Source organism: Pseudomonas sp. AO-1, from assembly GCF_019775695.1.
GTDB classification, from domain to species: domain Bacteria; phylum Pseudomonadota; class Gammaproteobacteria; order Pseudomonadales; family Pseudomonadaceae; genus Aquipseudomonas; species Aquipseudomonas parakoreensis.
The window spans coordinates 768,397-787,669 of sequence record NZ_CP079947.1 but is presented as its reverse complement, the minus strand read 5'-3'; the positions used below and the strand labels follow the sequence as shown (position 1 = coordinate 787,669).

General features: G+C 59.8%; 15 protein-coding genes and 1 tRNA gene. 13 read left to right on the top strand and 3 right to left on the bottom strand.

Annotated features, from left to right (window positions below; translation table 11 throughout):
* Positions 1-29: 29 nt before the first annotated feature.
* Both folK and folB read right to left on the bottom strand, forming a co-directional pair.
* On the bottom strand, positions 30-545 hold the full coding sequence (folK, locus tag KVQ82_RS03630; protein WP_222018060.1) for a 2-amino-4-hydroxy-6-hydroxymethyldihydropteridine diphosphokinase: 516 nt from the start codon (positions 543-545) through the stop codon (positions 30-32).
* Positions 536-892, bottom strand: a complete 357-nt coding sequence (folB, locus tag KVQ82_RS03625) for a dihydroneopterin aldolase (protein WP_041070044.1) — start codon at positions 890-892, stop codon at positions 536-538. Before folB ends, folK begins: the two co-directional genes overlap by 10 nt.
* 74 nt (positions 893-966) lie before the next feature.
* On the opposite strand from folB, the gene plsY reads away from it, so the two are divergent.
* Positions 967-1,536: a glycerol-3-phosphate 1-O-acyltransferase PlsY gene (plsY, locus tag KVQ82_RS03620; protein ID WP_041070041.1), complete on the top strand. Its 570-nt coding sequence runs from the start codon at positions 967-969 to the stop codon at positions 1,534-1,536.
* Between the two features lie 23 nt (positions 1,537-1,559).
* Here plsY and tsaD read toward each other — a convergent pair whose 3' ends face one another.
* Positions 1,560-2,585, bottom strand: coding sequence for a tRNA (adenosine(37)-N6)-threonylcarbamoyltransferase complex transferase subunit TsaD (tsaD, locus tag KVQ82_RS03615; RefSeq protein WP_041070038.1), 1,026 nt, complete (start codon positions 2,583-2,585; stop codon positions 1,560-1,562).
* Between the two features lie 199 nt (positions 2,586-2,784).
* Here tsaD and rpsU point away from each other — a divergent pair, with 199 nt between their 5' ends.
* The 12 genes from rpsU to pqqB all read left to right on the top strand — a co-directional run bounded on the left by rpsU (position 2,785) and on the right by pqqB (position 19,235).
* On the top strand, positions 2,785-3,000 hold the full coding sequence (rpsU, locus tag KVQ82_RS03610; protein ID WP_002551877.1) for a 30S ribosomal protein S21: 216 nt from the start codon (positions 2,785-2,787) through the stop codon (positions 2,998-3,000).
* Between the two features lie 478 nt (positions 3,001-3,478).
* Positions 3,479-5,443, top strand: a complete 1,965-nt coding sequence (gene dnaG, locus KVQ82_RS03605) for a DNA primase (RefSeq protein ID WP_041070033.1) — start codon at positions 3,479-3,481, stop codon at positions 5,441-5,443.
* Between the two features lie 67 nt (positions 5,444-5,510).
* On the top strand, positions 5,511-7,358 hold the full coding sequence (gene rpoD, locus KVQ82_RS03600) for an RNA polymerase sigma factor RpoD (protein WP_041070030.1): 1,848 nt from the start codon (positions 5,511-5,513) through the stop codon (positions 7,356-7,358).
* Positions 7,359-7,484: 126 nt separating this feature from the next.
* Positions 7,485-11,231, top strand: coding sequence for a bifunctional diguanylate cyclase/phosphodiesterase (locus KVQ82_RS03595; RefSeq protein ID WP_086793438.1), 3,747 nt, complete (start codon positions 7,485-7,487; stop codon positions 11,229-11,231).
* A 15-nt stretch (positions 11,232-11,246) separates the two neighbouring features.
* Positions 11,247-11,323 (top strand) — tRNA-Ile (locus KVQ82_RS03590).
* Between the two features lie 202 nt (positions 11,324-11,525).
* Positions 11,526-12,092, top strand: coding sequence for a PBECR2 nuclease fold domain-containing protein (locus KVQ82_RS03585; RefSeq protein ID WP_222018057.1), 567 nt, complete (start codon positions 11,526-11,528; stop codon positions 12,090-12,092).
* A gap of 295 nt (positions 12,093-12,387) precedes the next feature.
* A complete protein-coding gene (locus KVQ82_RS03580) occupies positions 12,388-12,849 on the top strand; it encodes an Lrp/AsnC family transcriptional regulator (protein WP_007966501.1) in 462 nt (153 codons plus the stop codon).
* A gap of 206 nt (positions 12,850-13,055) precedes the next feature.
* Entirely contained in the window at positions 13,056-14,738 is a 1,683-nt protein-coding gene (locus KVQ82_RS03575) for an NAD(P)/FAD-dependent oxidoreductase (protein ID WP_047297002.1), read from the top strand.
* A gap of 12 nt (positions 14,739-14,750) precedes the next feature.
* The gene (locus KVQ82_RS03570; protein ID WP_222018055.1) at positions 14,751-15,545 is read left to right on the top strand and encodes a carbon-nitrogen hydrolase family protein; all 795 of its coding nucleotides are present in this window, start codon (positions 14,751-14,753) and stop codon (positions 15,543-15,545) included.
* 48 nt (positions 15,546-15,593) lie between these two features.
* Positions 15,594-18,011 carry a pyrroloquinoline quinone biosynthesis protein PqqF gene (gene pqqF, locus KVQ82_RS03565; protein WP_222018054.1) on the top strand — a complete coding sequence of 806 codons (2,418 nt, stop codon included), beginning with the start codon at positions 15,594-15,596 and terminating at the stop codon, positions 18,009-18,011.
* Between the two features lie 156 nt (positions 18,012-18,167).
* On the top strand, positions 18,168-18,242 hold the full coding sequence (pqqA, locus tag KVQ82_RS03560; RefSeq protein WP_003422658.1) for a pyrroloquinoline quinone precursor peptide PqqA: 75 nt from the start codon (positions 18,168-18,170) through the stop codon (positions 18,240-18,242).
* 81 nt (positions 18,243-18,323) lie between these two features.
* The gene (pqqB, locus tag KVQ82_RS03555) at positions 18,324-19,235 is read left to right on the top strand and encodes a pyrroloquinoline quinone biosynthesis protein PqqB (protein ID WP_041070011.1); all 912 of its coding nucleotides are present in this window, start codon (positions 18,324-18,326) and stop codon (positions 19,233-19,235) included.
* Positions 19,236-19,273: the final 38 nt, after the last annotated feature.

Here is a 19,273-nt window from a genome sequence, read left to right as displayed (position 1 = left end):
GGAGCTGCCGCAGGCTGCGATCTTTTGCTTCAAAGGTTCAAAGGCGTGAGCTGTTCGCCACGCCATTCAAATCCCACCGGTGCCAACACCTGATCAATCTGCGCCTCAGCCCACAACGTCGCGAAATTTTTTCCCACACCCGGATGCACCCGGTCCGGCGCAATCAGCGACAGCGGCCACAGCACAAAGGCGTTTTTCAGAATTTCGGCACGCGGCAGGATCAAACCGTCGAAATTACCCGTCAGATCACCGTACAGCAGCACATCGATATCCAGCGGCAACCCCTTGCGATCAGGGGCGTAGCGACCATTATCGGCCTCGATGAATTTCAAGCGCCGATCCAGCTCCATCAAGGGCAGATCGGTAAACGCCGAGACCACGAAATTGAAGAACGGTCCGCTCTTGATTCCCACTGGCTGGCTCTCGAACACCGCCGAACAGCGGATATCCACCAGAAATGTCGCCAAAGCGTCGAGCCCGGCGCGCAAATGGGTTTCGCGCTCGATATTGCTACCGAGCCCGAGGTACACCTGAGTCAGCGACATCCGCGCTCGATCTCCACACCCACGCCACCCTTGGCGGCCGGCACGGCGCCCGGCTTGGTCAGTTTCAGGCGAACCCAGGTAATCTTGAACTCGGTCATCAGCACTTCGACGAGACGCTCGGCAAAGGTCTCGACCAATTGATATTGCGCTTGTTCGGCAAAGGCCTGGATGCGCGTTGAAACGCTGGCGTAATCGAGCGCCAGGGTCAGGTCGTCACCGGCGGCGGCCGGGCGATTGTCCCAGGCGAAGCTCAGATCAAGACGCAAGCACTGACGGATGCCGCGCTCCCAGTCATAGGCACCGATCACGGTGTCGACTTCCAGGCCCTCGATAAACACTCTGTCCAAGCACTTCTCTCCGCTGCACGACAAGGGCGCAATGCGCCGTTAGAATCAGGGCGTCCTCGCCCGGAATAGTTAGCATGTTTTGGTTACTGGCGACTCTCGCCTACCTGCTCGGCTCTCTGTCCTTCGCCATTTTGCTCAGCCGCCTGACCGGAAATCCGGACCCGCGAATGAGTGGCTCGGGTAATGCCGGCGCCACCAACATGCTGCGCCTGGCCGGTCGCAAACTGGCGATCCTGACCTTGCTCGGTGATCTGTGCAAAGGCCTGTTGCCGGTGCTGATCGCAGCAGCCGCTGGCCTTTCGCTGCAGGATCAGGCCTGGATCGGCGTGTGCGCCGTGATCGGTCACCTGTTCCCGCTGTATTTCCGTTTTCGCGGCGGCAAAGGCGTCGCCACGGCTGCCGGCATGCTGCTGGGCCTGTATCCACCCGCCGCGCTGCTGGCGGTGTGCGCCTGGCTGCTGACGTTCTACCTGACCCGTACCAGCTCGCTGGCGGCGCTGATCGCCACGCCCCTGACCTTGCCCCTACTTGCCTGGCAAGAGCCGGAGGCGCTGCTGCCGATGAGCGCGCTGACGCTTCTGATCGTCTGGCGCCACCGCGGCAATCTACGCGACCTGTTTGCCGGGCGCGAACGGCATTTTTAAATACCGCCCATGAGCGCCGCACATTACAGCGCCGACAACTGCTCCATCGGCCAGCGCGCCTGCACGCTGATCGCCAGACTTTCCTGCTGACCGGCCTGCAAACGCTGGCAACCGGCAAACGCGATCATCGCGCCATTGTCGGTGCAGAACTCGGGACGGGCGTAAAACACATCGCCCTTCATATCGCCGAGCATCTTTTCCAGCGACGCGCGCAACGCCTTGTTGGCACTGACGCCGCCAGCGATCACCAGACGTTTCATGCCTGCGTGTTTCAGGGCGCGCTTGCATTTGATGGTCAAAGTCTCCACCACGGCCTGCTGGAACGCCAGCGCAATGTCGCAACGGGCTTGCTCGCTGTCGTCCCCGGCGCTGACGCATTGCTGCCAGGTGTTGAGGGCAAAGGTCTTCAAGCCGCTGAAGCTGAAATCCAGGCCCGGGCGATCACACATCGGACGCGGGAAGGTGAAACGTCCCGCAACGCCCTTCTCGGCCAGCTTGGCGATTTCCGGCCCGCCCGGATAATTGAGGCCCATCATTTTCGCGGTTTTGTCGAACGCTTCACCGGCGGCATCGTCGAGGGTCTCGCCAAGCAGGCTGTATTGGCCAATTCCATCGACCTGAACCAGTTGCGTGTGCCCACCGGACACCAACAAAGCGACGAACGGGAATTCCGGCGGTTTTGGCTCCAGCATCGGCGCCAGCAAGTGGCCTTCCATGTGGTGCACACCGAGTGCCGGAATGCCCCAGGCAAACGCCAGCGCCTGAGCGCACGAGGCACCGACCAGCAACGCGCCGACCAGGCCCGGGCCTGCGGTGTAGGCGATCGCATCGATCTCGGTCGGCACGCAGTCGGCCTCGGCCAACACCTGACGAATCAAGGGCAGCATGCGTTTGACGTGGTCACGCGAGGCCAGCTCCGGCACCACGCCGCCATAGACGCGGTGCAGGTCGATCTGGCTGAACAGCGCGTCGGCCAGCAGGCCGCGTTCACTGTCGTATAGCGCGACGCCGGTTTCGTCGCAGGAGGTTTCTAATCCCAGTACTAGCATGGGTTTGCGCCTTGTTTAGGCTGAATTCGAAGGCGCGCATAATAGTCGCCACGCGATGCCCCGACTAGCGGTTTTCGATCAGAGGCTTTGCATTCCGAGCGATGAGGGGTTAACATCCGCAACCCTTAAAAACCGACGTCTTCAAGTGCTCTTTTGCCGCGAGGATGTTGACCCCGGTAATGAATGAAGGTAGCTCTGGATGCCAGCCGTCAAAGTTAAAGAGAACGAACCCTTCGACGTAGCTCTGCGTCGTTTCAAGCGCTCCTGCGAAAAAGCCGGTGTACTGGCTGAAGTTCGTAGCCGCGAATTTTACGAGAAGCCAACTTCTGAGCGTAAGCGCAAAGCAGCAGCCGCTGTTAAGCGTCACGCCAAGAAAGTTCAGCGCGAACAGCGCCGCGCCGTTCGTCTGTACTAATACACAGACGTTCGTAGCAAGCTTCTTGCCTAAGCCCGGCCTTCAGCCGGGCTAATGGCATTTGCGTAAAACGCTTGATGCTTCACCGTCGAAGCCGCACACGCGACCGAGACAAATCTGCTTCACGCGTCAGACCTGGCTCTTTTGCCAGCGGTGCACGTCTTTTCTGACGAGTCTTTCAAGGCTACTGACGAGCACACCTACTGATTCCTCTCACGACGATCAGCCCAAGGCACCTCCATGCGTGCCCGCTTTATTGAGCTATCCGAGGCCATTTATCGGCCGCCAGCGGATTCAGCGCAACACTTTCAAATAGTCGACAACTGATGATTACTAACGTCAGTGGATTTTCGGCAGATACACTTCCCGACAGTGAATATGCACCGACCGGTCGAACCGCCCATTTTGTGCGCTTCACTCAAGACCTGTGTCCGGCCGCCCTTCGCATCGGACTCATTACAGCGCATACGAGAACGCCATGGCCGGGCTGATTCCCCAGAGCTTTATTGACGACCTCCTGAACCGCACCGACATCGTCGACGTGGTCAGCTCGCGCGTGCAACTGAAAAAGGCCGGCAAGAACTACACCGCTTGCTGCCCGTTCCACAAAGAGAAAACCCCGTCGTTCAGCGTCAGCCCCGACAAGCAGTTCTATTACTGCTTCGGCTGCGGCGCCGGCGGCAACGCCCTCGGCTTTCTCATGGACCACGACAACCTGGATTTTCCCCAGGCTGTCGAGGACCTGGCCAAAGCCGCCGGCATGGAAGTCCCCCGCGAAGAAAGCGGCCGGCCGCACAAACCGCGACAGCCAACCGACTCGCCGCTGTATCCGCTGCTCACCGCCGCCGCCGACTTCTACCGCCAGGCGCTCAAGAGCCATCCGGCGCGCAAGGCTGCGGTGGATTACCTCAAGGGCCGCGGCCTGACCGGCGAGATCGCCCGGGACTTCGGTCTCGGTTTCGCGCCGCCGGGCTGGGACAATCTGTTCAAGCACTTGAGCAGCGACACTTTGCAGCAGAAGGCCATGATCGACGCCGGCCTGCTGATCGAGAACGCCGAAACCGGCAAACGCTATGACCGCTTCCGCGATCGCGTGATGTTCCCGATCCGCGATACCCGTGGCCGGATCATCGCTTTCGGTGGCCGGGTACTGGGTGACGACAAGCCGAAATACCTGAACTCGCCGGAAACCCCGGTCTTCCATAAAGGCCAGGAACTCTACGGCCTCTATGAAGCACGCAAGAACAACCGCAACCTCGACGAAATCATCGTCGTCGAGGGTTACATGGACGTCATCGCCCTCGCCCAGCAAGGCTTGCGCAATGCCGTCGCAACCTTGGGCACGGCGACCAGCGAAGAGCACCTCAAGCGCCTGTTTCGCGTCGTGCCCAACGTTCTGTTCTGCTTCGATGGCGACCAGGCCGGCCGCAATGCTGCATGGCGCGCACTGGAAGCGACACTGCCGTGCCTGCAGGACGGGCGCCGTGCGCGCTTCCTGTTCCTGCCCGAAGGCGAAGATCCGGATACGCTGGTTCGCGCCGAAGGCACTGACGCCTTCAAGGCCCGCATCAATCAGCATGCCCAGCCGCTGGCAGATTATTTCTTCCAGCAACTGACCGAGGAAGCCGATCCGCGCTCGCTCGAAGGCAAGGCCCACATGGCCACCCTCGCCGCGCCGCTGATCGACAAAGTGCCGGGCGCCAACCTGCGTATTCTGATGCGCCAGCGCCTGACCGAAATCACCGGCCTGAGCAGCGAAACGGTCAGCCAGCTCGCGCAAAGTGCGCCGCAGGAAGCTCCTCCGGCCTACGATCCGGGCATCGATTACGACGCAATGCCGGACTACAGCGACTACCATCAGCCGCAGGCACAGGACATGTATGTGCCGCAGCAGGAGTGGACGCCAAAGAAACCCGGCGCCGGCGGCAAGAAATGGGACAAGAAACCCTGGGACAAGAACGGCAAGCGTGGCGGCGATCGCGATCAACAGCGCCCGCGCACGCCGATTGGCGTCGAGTCCCCGACGCTGACCGCCCTGCGTACGTTGCTGCACCACCCGCAACTGGCCGAACGTGTCGAAGACGCCGGGCACATTGCGGACGAAAATCAGACCAATGCCCAGTTGCTCGTGGCGCTGCTTGAAGCCGTACAGAAGAATCCCAAGCTAAACTCATTTCAGTTGATCGCGCGATGGCATGGCACTGAACAGGGTCGCTTGCTCAAGGCGCTGGCGGAAAAGGAGTGGCTGATTGACGGAGAAAACCTTGAACAACAGTTTTTCGACACCATTACTAGCTTGTCAGCCCGCCAACGCGAGCGAAATCTGGAACAGTTGCTCAGGAAAGCGCGTCAAAGCGAACTGAGCGCCGAAGAGAAAAATCAACTGCGCGACCTACTAAGTCGCAATGTTTCCGCATCAAACCCGACCTCAACTGGCGCGTGAGGTCATAGCTCAGGTATAATCCTCGGCTTGTTTTTTGCCCGCCAAGACCTTCAGTGGATAGGGTGTTATGTCCGGAAAAGCGCAACAGCAGTCTCGTATTATTGAGTTGATCAAACTGGGTCGTGAGCAGAAGTATCTGACTTACGCCGAGGTCAACGACCACCTGCCCGAGGATATTTCAGATCCGGAGCAGGTGGAAGACATCATCCGCATGATTAACGACATGGGGATCCCCGTACACGAGAGTGCTCCGGATGCGGACGCCCTTATGTTGGCCGACGCCGATACCGACGAGGCCGCTGCGGAAGAAGCAGCCGCCGCGTTGGCCGCGGTGGAGACCGATATCGGTCGCACCACTGACCCGGTGCGCATGTACATGCGTGAAATGGGTACGGTCGAGCTTCTGACTCGTGAAGGCGAAATCGAAATCGCCAAGCGTATCGAAGAAGGCATCCGTGAGGTGATGAGCGCTATCGCGCACTTCCCAGGCACGGTTGACCACATTCTCTCCGAGTACACTCGCGTCACCACCGAAGGTGGTCGCCTGTCCGACGTTCTGAGCGGTTACATCGACCCGGACGACGGCATTGCGCCGCCTGCTGCCGAAGTGCCACCGCCGATCGACGCGAAAGCCGCCAAGGCTGACGACGATACCGACGACGATGACGCCGAAGCTTCGGATGACGAAGAAGAAGCCGAAAGCGGTCCGGATCCGGTCATCGCTGCCCAGCGTTTCGGCGCTGTGTCCGACCAGATGGAAATCACCCGCAAGGCCCTGAAAAAGCACGGTCGTCACAACAAGGCCGCCGTTGCCGAGTTGCTGGCCCTGGCCGAGCTGTTCATGCCGATCAAACTGGTGCCGAAGCAATTCGAAGCCCTGGTCGAGCGTGTTCGCAGTGCCCTTGATCGTCTGCGTCAGCAAGAGCGCGCGATCATGCAATTGTGCGTACGTGATGCACGTATGCCACGCGCCGATTTCCTGCGTCAGTTCCCGGGCAATGAAGTCGATGAAAGCTGGTCCGACGCCCTGGCCAAAGGCAAGAGCAAATACGCCGAAGCCATTGGTCGCGTGCAGCCAGACATCATCCGTTGCCAGCAGAAGCTGATCGCGCTGGAAACCGAGACCGGTCTGACCATCGCTGAAATCAAGGACATCAACCGTCGCATGTCGATCGGTGAGGCCAAGGCCCGCCGCGCGAAGAAAGAGATGGTTGAAGCGAACTTGCGTCTGGTGATCTCGATCGCCAAGAAGTACACCAACCGCGGCCTGCAATTCCTCGATCTGATCCAGGAAGGCAACATCGGTCTGATGAAAGCGGTGGACAAGTTCGAATACCGTCGTGGTTACAAGTTCTCGACTTATGCCACCTGGTGGATCCGTCAGGCGATCACTCGCTCGATCGCCGACCAGGCTCGCACCATCCGTATTCCGGTGCACATGATCGAGACGATCAACAAGCTCAACCGCATTTCCCGCCAGATGCTGCAGGAAATGGGTCGCGAACCGACTCCGGAAGAGCTGGGCGAACGCATGGAAATGCCTGAGGACAAGATCCGCAAGGTGTTGAAGATCGCTAAAGAGCCGATCTCCATGGAAACCCCGATCGGTGATGACGAAGACTCTCATCTGGGTGACTTCATCGAAGACTCGACCATGCAGTCGCCAATCGATGTGGCAACCGTTGAAAGCCTGAAAGAAGCAACCCGCGAAGTGCTGTCCGGCCTCACTGCCCGTGAAGCCAAAGTACTGCGCATGCGCTTCGGTATCGACATGAACACCGACCACACACTCGAAGAAGTGGGTAAACAGTTTGACGTAACGCGCGAGCGGATCCGTCAGATCGAAGCCAAGGCGCTGCGCAAGCTGCGCCACCCGACGCGAAGCGAGCATCTGCGCTCCTTCCTCGACGAGTGATACCAGAACCCCCGGCCCAGGCCGGGGGTTTTGTTTATACGGCAGATTAAATCCCTCGCACCGCCCCTCCCCCGCATACCCCGTCTACACTCGAAACAATCAATCCCGTGCCCTAACGAGACGGTTATGCCCAGACTGGCGCCCGTGCTTTTCTTGCTGTCACTGATGATCTGGACCGCAACGGCTAACGCGCTGACTCTGACCGATGAAGAACGTAGCTGGCTCGCGGCTCACCCGGACTTGCGCCTGGGTGTCGACGCCTCGTGGCCGCCGTTCGAGTTCCGCGATGAACAGAATCGCTATCAAGGCCTGGCCGCTGATTACATCGACGTGATCCGCCAGCGCCTGGCCGTCAAACTCACCCCGGTCGAGCCGTCGAGCTGGACTGAGGTGCTGGCGCAGGTGAAAACCGGCAAGATTGATCTGCTGCCCGGGATCATGTCCACGCCCGAACGCCAGAACTATCTGTCGTTTACTCGCCCTTATCTCGATTTCCCGATCGTGATCCTCGCCCATATCGGCGGCGCGCAACCGCGCAAAATCGAAGACCTGTACGGACTGAAGATCGCCGTGGTGGAAAACTACGCCCCCCACGAACTGTTGCGCACCCACCATCCGGATCTGAATCTGGTGGCCATGCCCAATGTCAGCTCGGCCTTGCAGGCCCTGGCTACCGACGAAGTAGATGCGGTTGTCGGCGATCTCGCCTCCAGCGTCTGGAGCCTGCGCCAGCTCAAGCTCGACGGCTTGTACGTAAGCGGCGAAACCCCGTACCGCTACCAGTTGGCCATGGGCGTGCCCCGTGACAACAAAATGCTGGTGGGCATTCTGGACAAGGTCCTGGCGGACATGAGCCCGGAGGAAATCAGCAGCATTCAGGAACATTGGGTCGGCAATGTCCTCGATCATCGGACATTCTGGTCGGATTTGCTGATTTACGGCCTGCCGGGCCTGTTATTGCTGATGATCATCCTGGCCGTGGTCATTCGCATCAATCGCCGCCTGAGTTCGGAAATTGCCCGCCGCGTCGACCTCGAACAGGAATTGCGCAGCAGCGAATACCACTACCGCGGACTGGTGGAGAGCCTGTCGGCCATCGCCTGGGAAGCGCGCATGAGCGACTTCACCTACAGCTATGTGTCGCCGCATGCCGAGGATCTGCTCGGTTATCCACAGGCGCACTGGCTGATTCCGGGTTTCTGGCGCAATATCATCCACCCCGCCGACCTGACGCGTGCCCAGGCCATCTGCGATGAGGCGGTGCGCGAAGGGCGCGATCACACCCTCGATTATCGGGTGATTACCGCAGACGGGCGCTGCCTGTGGGTGCGCGATATTGTCAGCCTGATCGAGCACGGCCATGAGCCGGTGATGCGCGGGCTGATGATCGACATCAGCGAGACCAAACGTACAGAAGAAGCATTGCGGCTGTCGGAGCAGAAGTTCGCTTCAGTGTTCCAGCAATGCCCGGACATTCTGGTCATCGCGAGGCTGTCCGATGGCTGCCTGTTGGAGGTCAACGAAGCCTTTGAAGAACAGATCGGCTTGAAGGCCGAAGAAGTCATAGGCCAGACCGCCACGGAACTCAACATCTGGGGCATTCCCGGGGTCGGGCCAGGACTGCTCCAGCGCTTGCAGGCCGGCAGCATCCGCAACCTGGAGATGCCCTTTCGCCGCAACAACGGCCAGGTATTCACCGGCCTGATCTCCGCCGAACCCTTCGACCTCGACACCACTCCAGCGCTGGTGGTGGTGGTGCGCGACATCACTCAGCTCAAGGAAACCCAACAACAACTGCAAACCTCCGAAGAGAAGTTCGCCAAGGCTTTTCATGCCTCACCGGACGGCTTGCTGCTGTCGCGTCAGAGCGATGGCCTGCTGCTGGAAGTCAACGAGGGCTTCAGCCGCATCACCGGATTCAATAGCGCGATGTCGGTGGATCGCTCGGCGCTGGACCTGGGGATCTGGGTCAACCTCAACGAACGCAAGCAGATGCTCGACCTGTTGCACCGCGACGGCTTCGTGCGCGACTTCACCTGCCATATCCGCCGCAGCGACGGGCAGATCCGCCTGTGCGAAGTGTCCAGCCGACCGCTGCCGATCGGCGAAGAAGACTGCATGCTGACCATCGCCCGGGACATCACCGAACGCCATCTGATGCAGGAAAAGCTGCAACAGGCCGCCACCGTTTTCGAGAGCACCGCCGAGGGCGTGCTGATCACCGACACCCAGCAGCACATCAGCGCGGTGAACCGTGCGTTCACCGAAATTACCGGCTACAGCGAAAGCGAAGCCCTCGGCCACACCCCGCGCCTGCTCGCCTCCGGCCTGCATGACAGCGCGTTTTACGCGGCGATGTGGCACCAATTGACCGACGAGGGTCACTGGCAAGGCGAGATTTCCAACCGGCGCAAGAACGGCGAGCTGTACCCGAGCTGGCTGACCATTAGCGCCGTGCGCAACCGCGACAAATTCATCACCCACTTCGTCGCGGTGTTTGCTGACATCTCCAGCCTCAAACACGCACAAGCCAAACTCGACTATCAAGCGCACCACGACCCACTCACCGGCCTGCCGAATCGCACCCTGTTCGAAAGTCGCCTGCTCACCGCGCTGAACAGTCAGCAGGAAAATGGCGGTCAGGGCGCCGTGCTGTTTCTCGATCTCGACCGTTTCAAACACATCAACGACAGCCTTGGGCACCCGGTTGGCGACCTCTTGCTCAAAGGCATTGCCGTACGCCTGAAGGAGCAATTGCGCGATATCGACACTGTCGCCCGACTCGGCGGGGATGAATTCATTATCCTGCTGCCGGGCCTGCAACAAGCCAGTGATGCCGATAACATCGCTATCAAACTGCTCAACTGCTTTGGCGCACCGTTTCAGGCCGGTGAGCACGAGTTTTTCATCAGCGCCAGCATCGGCACCAGCCTCTACCCACGGGATGGCTGTGACGTTGCCACCCTGGTGAAAAACGCCGACGCCGCGATGTACCGCTCCAAAGCCAAGGGCCGCAACCGCGTCGAAAGCTACACCCGCGATCTCACCGCCCAAGCCAGCGAACGCGTGGCACTGGAACACGAACTGCGCCGGGCCATCGAACGCGAAGAGTTGTTCCTCTACTACCAACCGAAAATCAGCCTCGACGACCATCGCCTGGTCGGCGCCGAAGCACTGATCCGCTGGCGCCACCCGACCTTCGGCGAAGTGCCGCCCGAGCACTTCATCCCGCTGGCCGAAGAAAACGGCATGATCTTGCAGATCGGTGATTGGGTGCTCGAGACCGCTTGCCGGCAGATGTTCGAGTGGAATCAGATCTATGACAGCCTCGGCCCGCTGTCGGTCAACCTGGCCGGCGCGCAACTGCGCCAGCCGAATCTGCTCGGGCGTATCGAACAACTGCTCAGGGACAACCGTTTGCAGCCGGATTTACTGCAACTGGAAATTACCGAAAACTTCATCATGAGTCAGGCCGAAGAGGCCTTGGCGGTGCTGCACCAGCTCAAACACCTGGGTGTACAACTGGCGATCGACGACTTCGGTACCGGTTATTCTTCGCTCAGTTACCTGAAACGCCTGCCGCTGGACATCCTCAAGATCGACCAGTCTTTTGTTCGCGGGCTGCCCGACGACCCGCACGACGCGGCGATTGTGCGGGCGATCATCGCACTGGGCCGGAGCATGCAATTCACCGTGATTGCCGAAGGTGTGGAAACCCAGGCGCAACAACAATTTCTGGCGGCTGAGGGCTGCGAACAGATCCAGGGCTACATCGTCAGCCTGCCGCTGCCCCCGGAAGAATTCGCCGCAACGTTTCTTCGTGTAACCGTATCGGATTATTCGGATAGCACAGCCGAGAAACCGTCGTTATAATCCGCGACCTACTGAGGGCCTATAGCTCAGTTGGTTAGAGCAGAGGACTCATAATCCTTTGGTCCACGGTTCAAGTCCGTGTGGGCCCACCACATTTGAAAGCCGCGCTACATGCGCGGCTTTTTCTTGGGCGATCGGTTGGGGGAACAATTTCTACGAGCGCAATGTTCGGAAGACTTCCCCGGAGTCTGTAGGCAAGTTCCGAAGCTGTTTTTTCTTCCCTCCCCGCGCCTTGTTGACTGTTTCCCCAGACAAGTAATCTCCGGACGCCACTGCCCGTCCAGGATTGTTTTTATGCTTGTGAATGCTGCGCCACTGATAAAGGAAGCAGCCGACCAACCAACCTGGATCGACCTTGCTCTGCCAGATCTAAGAACATTGCCAAGAGAAATTCGGTCAGCCGCAATCGAAGAAGTAAAAAGGGCTGACGACGCCGAAGGTGCTCTCAAAATCCTTCTGAATCACTTTGGGTTCGTCGACGATTCCGTACTGGCCGTTACTATCCTCACGCCTATTGGAAACGTTGCAGTCATGCGAGACAAACTGGCCCATATCGTCGAGAAACGTCCAGACTCCCGAGAACGCTATGTTCGACATGCCATCGACACGCTGGCGGGGCCTTTCGAAGTATGGAAAGTCCTCTATGATAATGGCGGATTCCGATTGGCATTCATCAACGCCTATGAGGCAAAAAACGACATGCTCGTCGTGGTCGATGTGCGGAACGGGCACGTTCTCTGGAATTTCATGCACGCTCCGTCAAGAGCAATGAACAAGCACCGCCAAGGCGATCTTTTGTACAAGCGGTACATTCTTGAAGACAAAGAAAAGGGCAGCCCGTTGGCTGCCCTTGATATTTGAATCCTGATATTTGCATCCTCAGGAAATGGGATGAAGAGGTCTCACCTTACACCGATGTTGCAGCATCGCTGAGGTACCTACGTCCGCTAAAGCCCTGCAAGGCAGCAGATTTCGCGCTCTTGTTGGCATTCTTGATAAATAGGCCCGGCAAGTCAAACCAAATATTTGATGTTTGTTTTGGCGCAACGATTGCCTCCACGCATAAGTGACGTGCTCAGTCATCGTCAGCAGCGTGTCGCCGATAGTGCCTGTAACATGCGAACTCATCCGCACTCGACAGTCATGGAGCCGCCCCTTGCCAGACACCCGCCCCCCCGCCCTCGACGAAATCGACCGCCAGCTGATCGCCGCCCTGCAAATCAACGCCCGCGAAAGCGTGGCGATGCTTGCCCGGCAACTGGGCATTGCCCGCACCACCGTGACTTCGCGGTTGGCGCGGCTGGAAAAGGCCAAGGTGATCACCGGTTATGGCGTGCGTCTGGGGCAGCGCGTGGTCGATGGCGGGTTGCAGGCCTATGTCGGGATCAAGGTACAGCCGCGTTCCGGCAAGGAAGTGCTGCGCCGGTTGAGCGCGATGGCGCAGGTGCAGCAGTTGTGTGCGGTGAGTGGCGAGTTTGATTATGTGGCGTGGTTGCGCACGGACTCGCCGGAGCAGCTGGATCAGTTGCTGGATCAGATTGGCAGTGTGGATGGGGTGGAGAAGACGACAACGTCGATCATTTTGAGTAGCAAGATCGATCGGGGGCAGCCGGTTTAAATGTGTTGGCTGAGAGGGACTCTTCGCGAGCAGGTTCGCTTCTACACCTGGTCGGTATGCAGTCACCCATCGTCATATTGATCAGTTAAATGGCAAAACGACGACACATTGCGTCTTATTAACGTGTTCTACGCTCCCTAAAATGGCTGGCATCTTTTCCTATACTCAGACGCGCGTCTTGCGTCGGGTCGCCAACAGGGTCAGCCATGAACAAGAACAATCGCCATCCTGCAGACGGTAAGAAACCCGTCACCATTTTCGGCCCGGACTTTCCGTTCGCGTTTGACGACTGGATCGAACACCCGGCCGGTCTCGGCAGCATTCCTGAACACCACCATGGCGCTGAAGTGGCAATTGTCGGTGCCGGTATCGCTGGTCTGGTGGCCGCGTACGAGCTGATGAAGCTCGGCCTGAAACCGGTGGTATACGAAGCTTCGAAGCTCGGTGGACGCCTGCGTTCGCAGGCGTTCAACGGTACCGACGGCATCGTCGCGGAACTGGGCGGCATGCGTTTCCCGGTGTCCTCCACGGCGTTCTACCACTACGTCGACAAGCTCGGGCTTGAGACCAAACCGTTCCCGAACCCGCTGACGCCAGCCTCCGGCAGCACGGTGATCGATCTGGAAGGCAAAACCCATTACGCACAGAGCCTGAAGGATCTTCCTGCACTGTTTCAGGAAGTGGCTGACGCCTGGGCGGATGCGCTGGAGGCGGGCTCGCAGTTCGCTGATATCCAGCAAGCCATCCGTGACCGCGATGTGCCACGCCTCAAAGAACTGTGGAACAAACTCGTGCCGCTGTGGGACGACCGAACGTTCTACGACTTCGTGGCCACCTCCAAGGCCTTCGCCAAACTGTCGTTTCATCACCGCGAAGTGTTCGGTCAGGTCGGTTTCGGCACGGGCGGCTGGGATTCGGACTTCCCCAACTCGATGCTGGAAATCTTCCGCGTGGTGATGACCAACTGCGACGATCACCAGCACCTGGTGGTGGGCGGTGTGGAGCAAGTGCCGCAAGGCATCTGGCGCCATGTGCCGGAGCGCTGCGTGCACTGGCCGCAAGGCACCAGCCTGAAATCCCTGCACCGTGGCGCGCCGCGTTCCGGCGTGAAGAAAATCGCCCACGCGCCGGACGGCCGTTTCGCTGTCACCGACAACAACGGCGACACCCGCGAATACGCCGCCGTGCTGACCACCTGCCAGAGCTGGCTGCTGACCACCCAGATCGAATGCGACGAAACCCTGTTCTCGCAGAAGATGTGGATGGCACTGGATCGCACGCGCTACATGCAGTCGTCGAAGACCTTCGTGATGGTCGACCGGCCATTCTGGAAGGACAAGGATCCGGAAACCGGCCGCGACCTGATGAGCATGACCCTCACCGATCGCCTGACCCGTGGCACTTATCTGTTCGACAACGGTGACGACAAGCCCGGCGTGATCTGTCTGTCGTACTCGTGGATGAGCGACGCACTGAAGATGCTGCCGCACCCTGTGGAAAAACGTGTGGAACTGGCGTTGAACGCGCTGAAGAAGATTTACCCGAAAGTCGATATCGCCGCGCGGATCATCGGCGATCCGATCACCGTGTCGTGGGAAGCCGATCCGTACTTCCTCGGTGCATTCAAAGGCGCCCTGCCCGGCCATTATCGCTATAACCAGCGGATGTACGCGCACTTCATGCAGGACGACATGCCAGCGGAGCAGCGCGGGATTTTCATCGCCGGCGACGATGTGTCGTGGACACCGGCGTGGGTCGAAGGCGCGGTGCAGACTTCACTCAACGCGGTGTGGGGCATCATGAAACACTTCGGCGGTTCGACACATAAAGAGAACCCGGGCCCGGGTGATGTGTTCAAAGACATCGGCCCTATCGCCCTGCCCGAGTAAGAGGAATCCCCGATGCGTGTAGCCCTTTACCAATGTCCACCGCTGCCCCTGGAACCCGCCGCCAACCTGCATCGCCTGCAGCAACTGGCGATGGAGGCCAAGGGTGCCGACCTGCTGGTGCTGCCGGAAATGTTTCTGAGCGGCTACAACATCGGCAAGGAAGCGGTCAGCACCTTGGCCGAGGTCTACAACGGCGAATGGGCGCAACAGATCGGTCGAATCGCCAAAGCCGCCGGGCTGGCGATCGCTTACGGGTACCCCGAGCGCACGGCCGACGGGCAGATCTACAACGCCGTGCAGTTGATCGACGCGCACGGCGAGCGCTTGTGCAATTACCGCAAGACCCACCTGTTCGGCGATCTGGATCGGTCGATGTTCAGCCCGGGGGATGATGACTTTCCCATCGTCGAACTCAACGGCTGGAAAATCGGTTTCCTGATCTGCTACGACCTGGAGTTTCCGGAGAATGCGCGGCGTTTGGCGTTGGCCGGTGCCGAGCTGATTCTGGTACCGACGGCGAACATGATGCCGTTCGATTTCGTCGCCGACGTCACCGTGCGTTCCCGCGCCTTCGAAAACCAGTGTTACGTGGCGTACGCCAACTACTGCGGACAGGAAGGCGAGATCCACTATTGCGGGCAAAGCAGCATCGCTGCGCCGGACGGCAGCCGTATCGCCCAGGCCGGCCTCGATGAAGCGTTGATCGTCGGTGAGTTGGATCGGCAATTGATGGCCGATTCCCGCGCCGCCAATCGCTACCTCAACGACCGTCGCCCTGAGCTTTACCACGCGTTGAACAAGCGCTGACCCCATGCAATCCGCTAGCATGGGCACTTCACTGTTCTGGAAGTGCCCATGCCTGCGCCGACTCACCCTCGCCCCCACACTGAAACCCTGGCCAACGGCTTGCGCGTGACCCTGCGTCAGGTGCCCGGCTTGAAGCGCAGCGCCGCTGCGTTGCGGGTGGCGGCCGGTAGCCATGATGTGCCACTCGAGTGGCCGGGGCTGGCGCATTTTCTTGAGCATTTGCTGTTTCTCGGTACCGAGCGTTTTCCTGCGAGTCAGGCGTTGATGGCCTACGTGCAAAGTCACGGTGGCCAAGTGAACGCCAGCACCCGCGAACGCACCACCGACTTCTTTTTCGAACTGCCGACCTCTGCCTTCAGTGCCGGGCTTGAGCGTCTGTCAGACATGCTCGCCCAACCGCGTATGAATCCGGACGATCAATTGCGCGAACGGGAAGTGCTGGACGCGGAATTTGTCGCGTGGTCGCAAGATCCCACAGCTCAGCAGGAACTGGCGCTGTACGAGGGATTGCCGGCCACACATCCGCTGCGCGGATTTCATGCGGGGAATCGCGACAGCCTGAAAGTTGAGTTACCAGCCTTTCAAAAGGCGCTGAAGGATTTCCATCAGCAGTTTTATCGCACCGGGCAAATGACGCTGAGCCTGGTCGGACCGCAGAGCATTGAAGAATTGCGCGTACTGGCGCAGCAGTTTGCCGGCGCGCTGCCGGTTGGGGATAAGGTCGAACAGGCAGCGACCCTGCCTTTGGCGGTGAACAGTTATCAACAGGTCGGCGAGCGAAGCAGCCATCTGTTGTTCGCTTTCGAAGCGCTGCCCGACTCGTCCGCCGAAGCGCTGGCGTTTCTCTGCCATTGGCTGAACAGCGCCAAGCCCGGCGGTTTGCTCGCCCATTTGCAGCAACAACGCCTCGCGGACGGTTTGAAAGCGGTGCCGCTGTATCAGTTCGCCGGGCAAGCGTTGCTGCACCTGCAATTCACCGCCCCCGCCGAATCCCTCAGCGCCATTCGTGTACAGCTGCTGGACTGGTTGAGCTTCTTCGCCGCGCAACAGGATTGGGCAGCGCTACGCGAGGAATACGCCAAATTGCTGGAACGCCAGCAGCAAGTCAGTGGCGCACTGCAACTGGCGCGCCGCGACAGCGAACAGCTTGAACACGGCTTGTCGGAAAACGGCGTCGTTGTGCTCAAACACATCCTGCGCGACATCGGTGTTGTGGATAACTTCAGCGCGCATTGGCATCGGCCTGCCGCCAACCCATTCCTCGGTTCCAGCGAACCGCTGGCCAACGCCGGGCTGATCCGCGGCCAGACCAGCGCCCATCGTGGATTGCGCACTTTCGCTCAGGATCGCTCGCGCGGGCGGCGTGAGCGTTCACCGATGCAGTTCAGTCAGGCGCTGCCGGACCACACTGATCACGGCGCGATCTACTTGCGTTGGCAAACCGCAGCGCAGGCTGGCGTCGATCTGCAAGGCAAGCTGCAACGCAGTCTGCAGGAAACTCAGGAAGATGCACGGCAGGCCGGCGTCGAAATCGCGTTCAGTGCCAGCGGCACTCAGTGGCTGCTGAAACTGACGGGACTGCAGGAGCCGATGCCCGGTGTCCTGGAACACGCGCTGAAATGTCTGACGCAAATTGACGCCGATTCAGCCAACGCAGGGCCGGAAGCGCCGTTGATACCAATCCGTCAGCTGCTCAAGGCGTTGCCTGAACATTGCCTGCCATCGGCCGTCGAGTCGAACGACGCCAGACAGCTGTGGACAACTTCGCGCTGGGACGGATTGGCCGTTGGCCTTAACGCACAGACGCAATCGGCCATGGGTCTGGCCCTGAGCCGCATCCCCGGTACACCGGACAATCAACTGCCGACAGTGCCGACGATCAATACGCAACATTTGTGGAGCCGCATCGACACCGCCTCCAGCGAGCATGCACTGCTGCTGTTCTGCCCGGCCGCAGGCCACGAAATCGCTGACGAAGCCGCCTGGCGACTGCTCGCGCAGCTGTGCCAGACCCCGTTCTATCAGCGCCTGCGAGTCGAATTGCAATTGGGCTACGCGGTGTTCAGTGCCTTGCGACAGGTACATGGTCAGAGTGGATTGCTGTTCGGTGTGCAGTCGCCAGAGACTGCGCCCGTTGAGCTGCTCGGCCATATCCAGCAGTTCCTCAAAGACATTCCTGCGCTGATCGAAAACCTCGACGACGTGCATTTCACCCAGCAACGCCAGTCACTCGCCGATCAGTTCGATGAGCGTCAGCTGTCCGGAAAAGACGCCGCCGAGTTGCTGTGGCAGGCCAAACTCGCGGGCCACTCGTCGGATTATCTGGCACAACTGCACACGGCCATTGGTCAACTGCAACGCTCGGCATTGCTGGCGGCAGCGCAGCGCATGCTCAACGCCGAGGGCGGCTGGTGCTGCCTGGCCAGCGCACCGTCACCCGGCGCACCGTGGCAAGCGACAAAATGATCATTACCAAGGCTGCAAGGAGCTTTCTCAAAGATTCACGGGCAATACCGTTGAAATTTTGAGTAACATAGCAGCCTAACTATTTGGAACATCCCTGCGCTGCCGTGGACTATAACTATGGACAGCGCTATCCCACCCACCCTGAAGGAGACACCCATGTCCTGGACAAAACCGGCTTACACCGACCTGCGTATCGGCTTCGAAGTCACCATGTACTTCGCCAGCCGCTGAGTTCTGCCTACGCAGACTTGCAGTGCAACGCCTCGGCTCGCCGGGGCGTTTTATTTTCAGCGTTGAAAGATGGGAGCGTTCATGTTCGTCCAGATTCTGGGTTCGGCCGCCGGTGGCGGATTTCCGCAGTGGAACTGCAACTGCGTCAATTGCGCAGGCTTTCGCGACGGCAGCCTGAATGCCAAGGCCCGCACCCAGTCGTCCATCGCGATTTCCGACGACGGCGTGAACTGGGTGCTGTGCAACGCTTCGCCGGACATCCGCGCGCAGCTGCAGAGCTTCGCCCCGATGCAACCGGGCCGTGCCCTGCGTGACACCGGCATCAGCGCGATCATCCTGATGGACAGCCAGATCGACCACACCACCGGCCTGCTCAGCCTGCGCGAAGGCTGCCCGCATCAGGTCTGGTGCACAGACATGGTTCACGAGGATTTGAGCACCGGTTTCCCGCTGTTCAAGATGCTCACCCACTGGAACGGCGGGTTGAACTGGAACCGCATCGAACTCGACCAGAGCTTCACCGTCGCTGCCTGCCCGAACCTGCGCTTCACTCCGCTGCCGTTGCGCAGCGCCGCACCGCCGTATTCGCCGCACCGTTTCGACCCGCACCCGGGCGACAACATCGGGCTGATCGTCGAAGACCTCAACACCGGCGGCAAACTGTTCTACGCCCCGGGCCTGGGCAAGGTCGACGCGCCGCTGCTGGAAATCATGGCCGGCAGCGACTGCCTGCTGGTGGACGGCACGCTGTGGGATGACGATGAAATGCAGCGCCGTGGCGTCGGCACCCGCACCGGTCGTGAAATGGGCCACCTGGCACAGAACGGCCCCGGCGGCATGCTCGAAGTGCTGGAGCAGTTGCCTGAGCAACGCAAAGTGCTTATCCACATCAACAACACCAACCCGATTCTCGATGAGGATTCGCCGGAGCGCGCGGAGCTGGCGCGGCGTAATGTTGAAGTGGCGTTCGATGGCATGAGTATTGTGCTGTAGCGAATGGCCCCATCGCTGGCAAGCCAGCTCCCACAGGG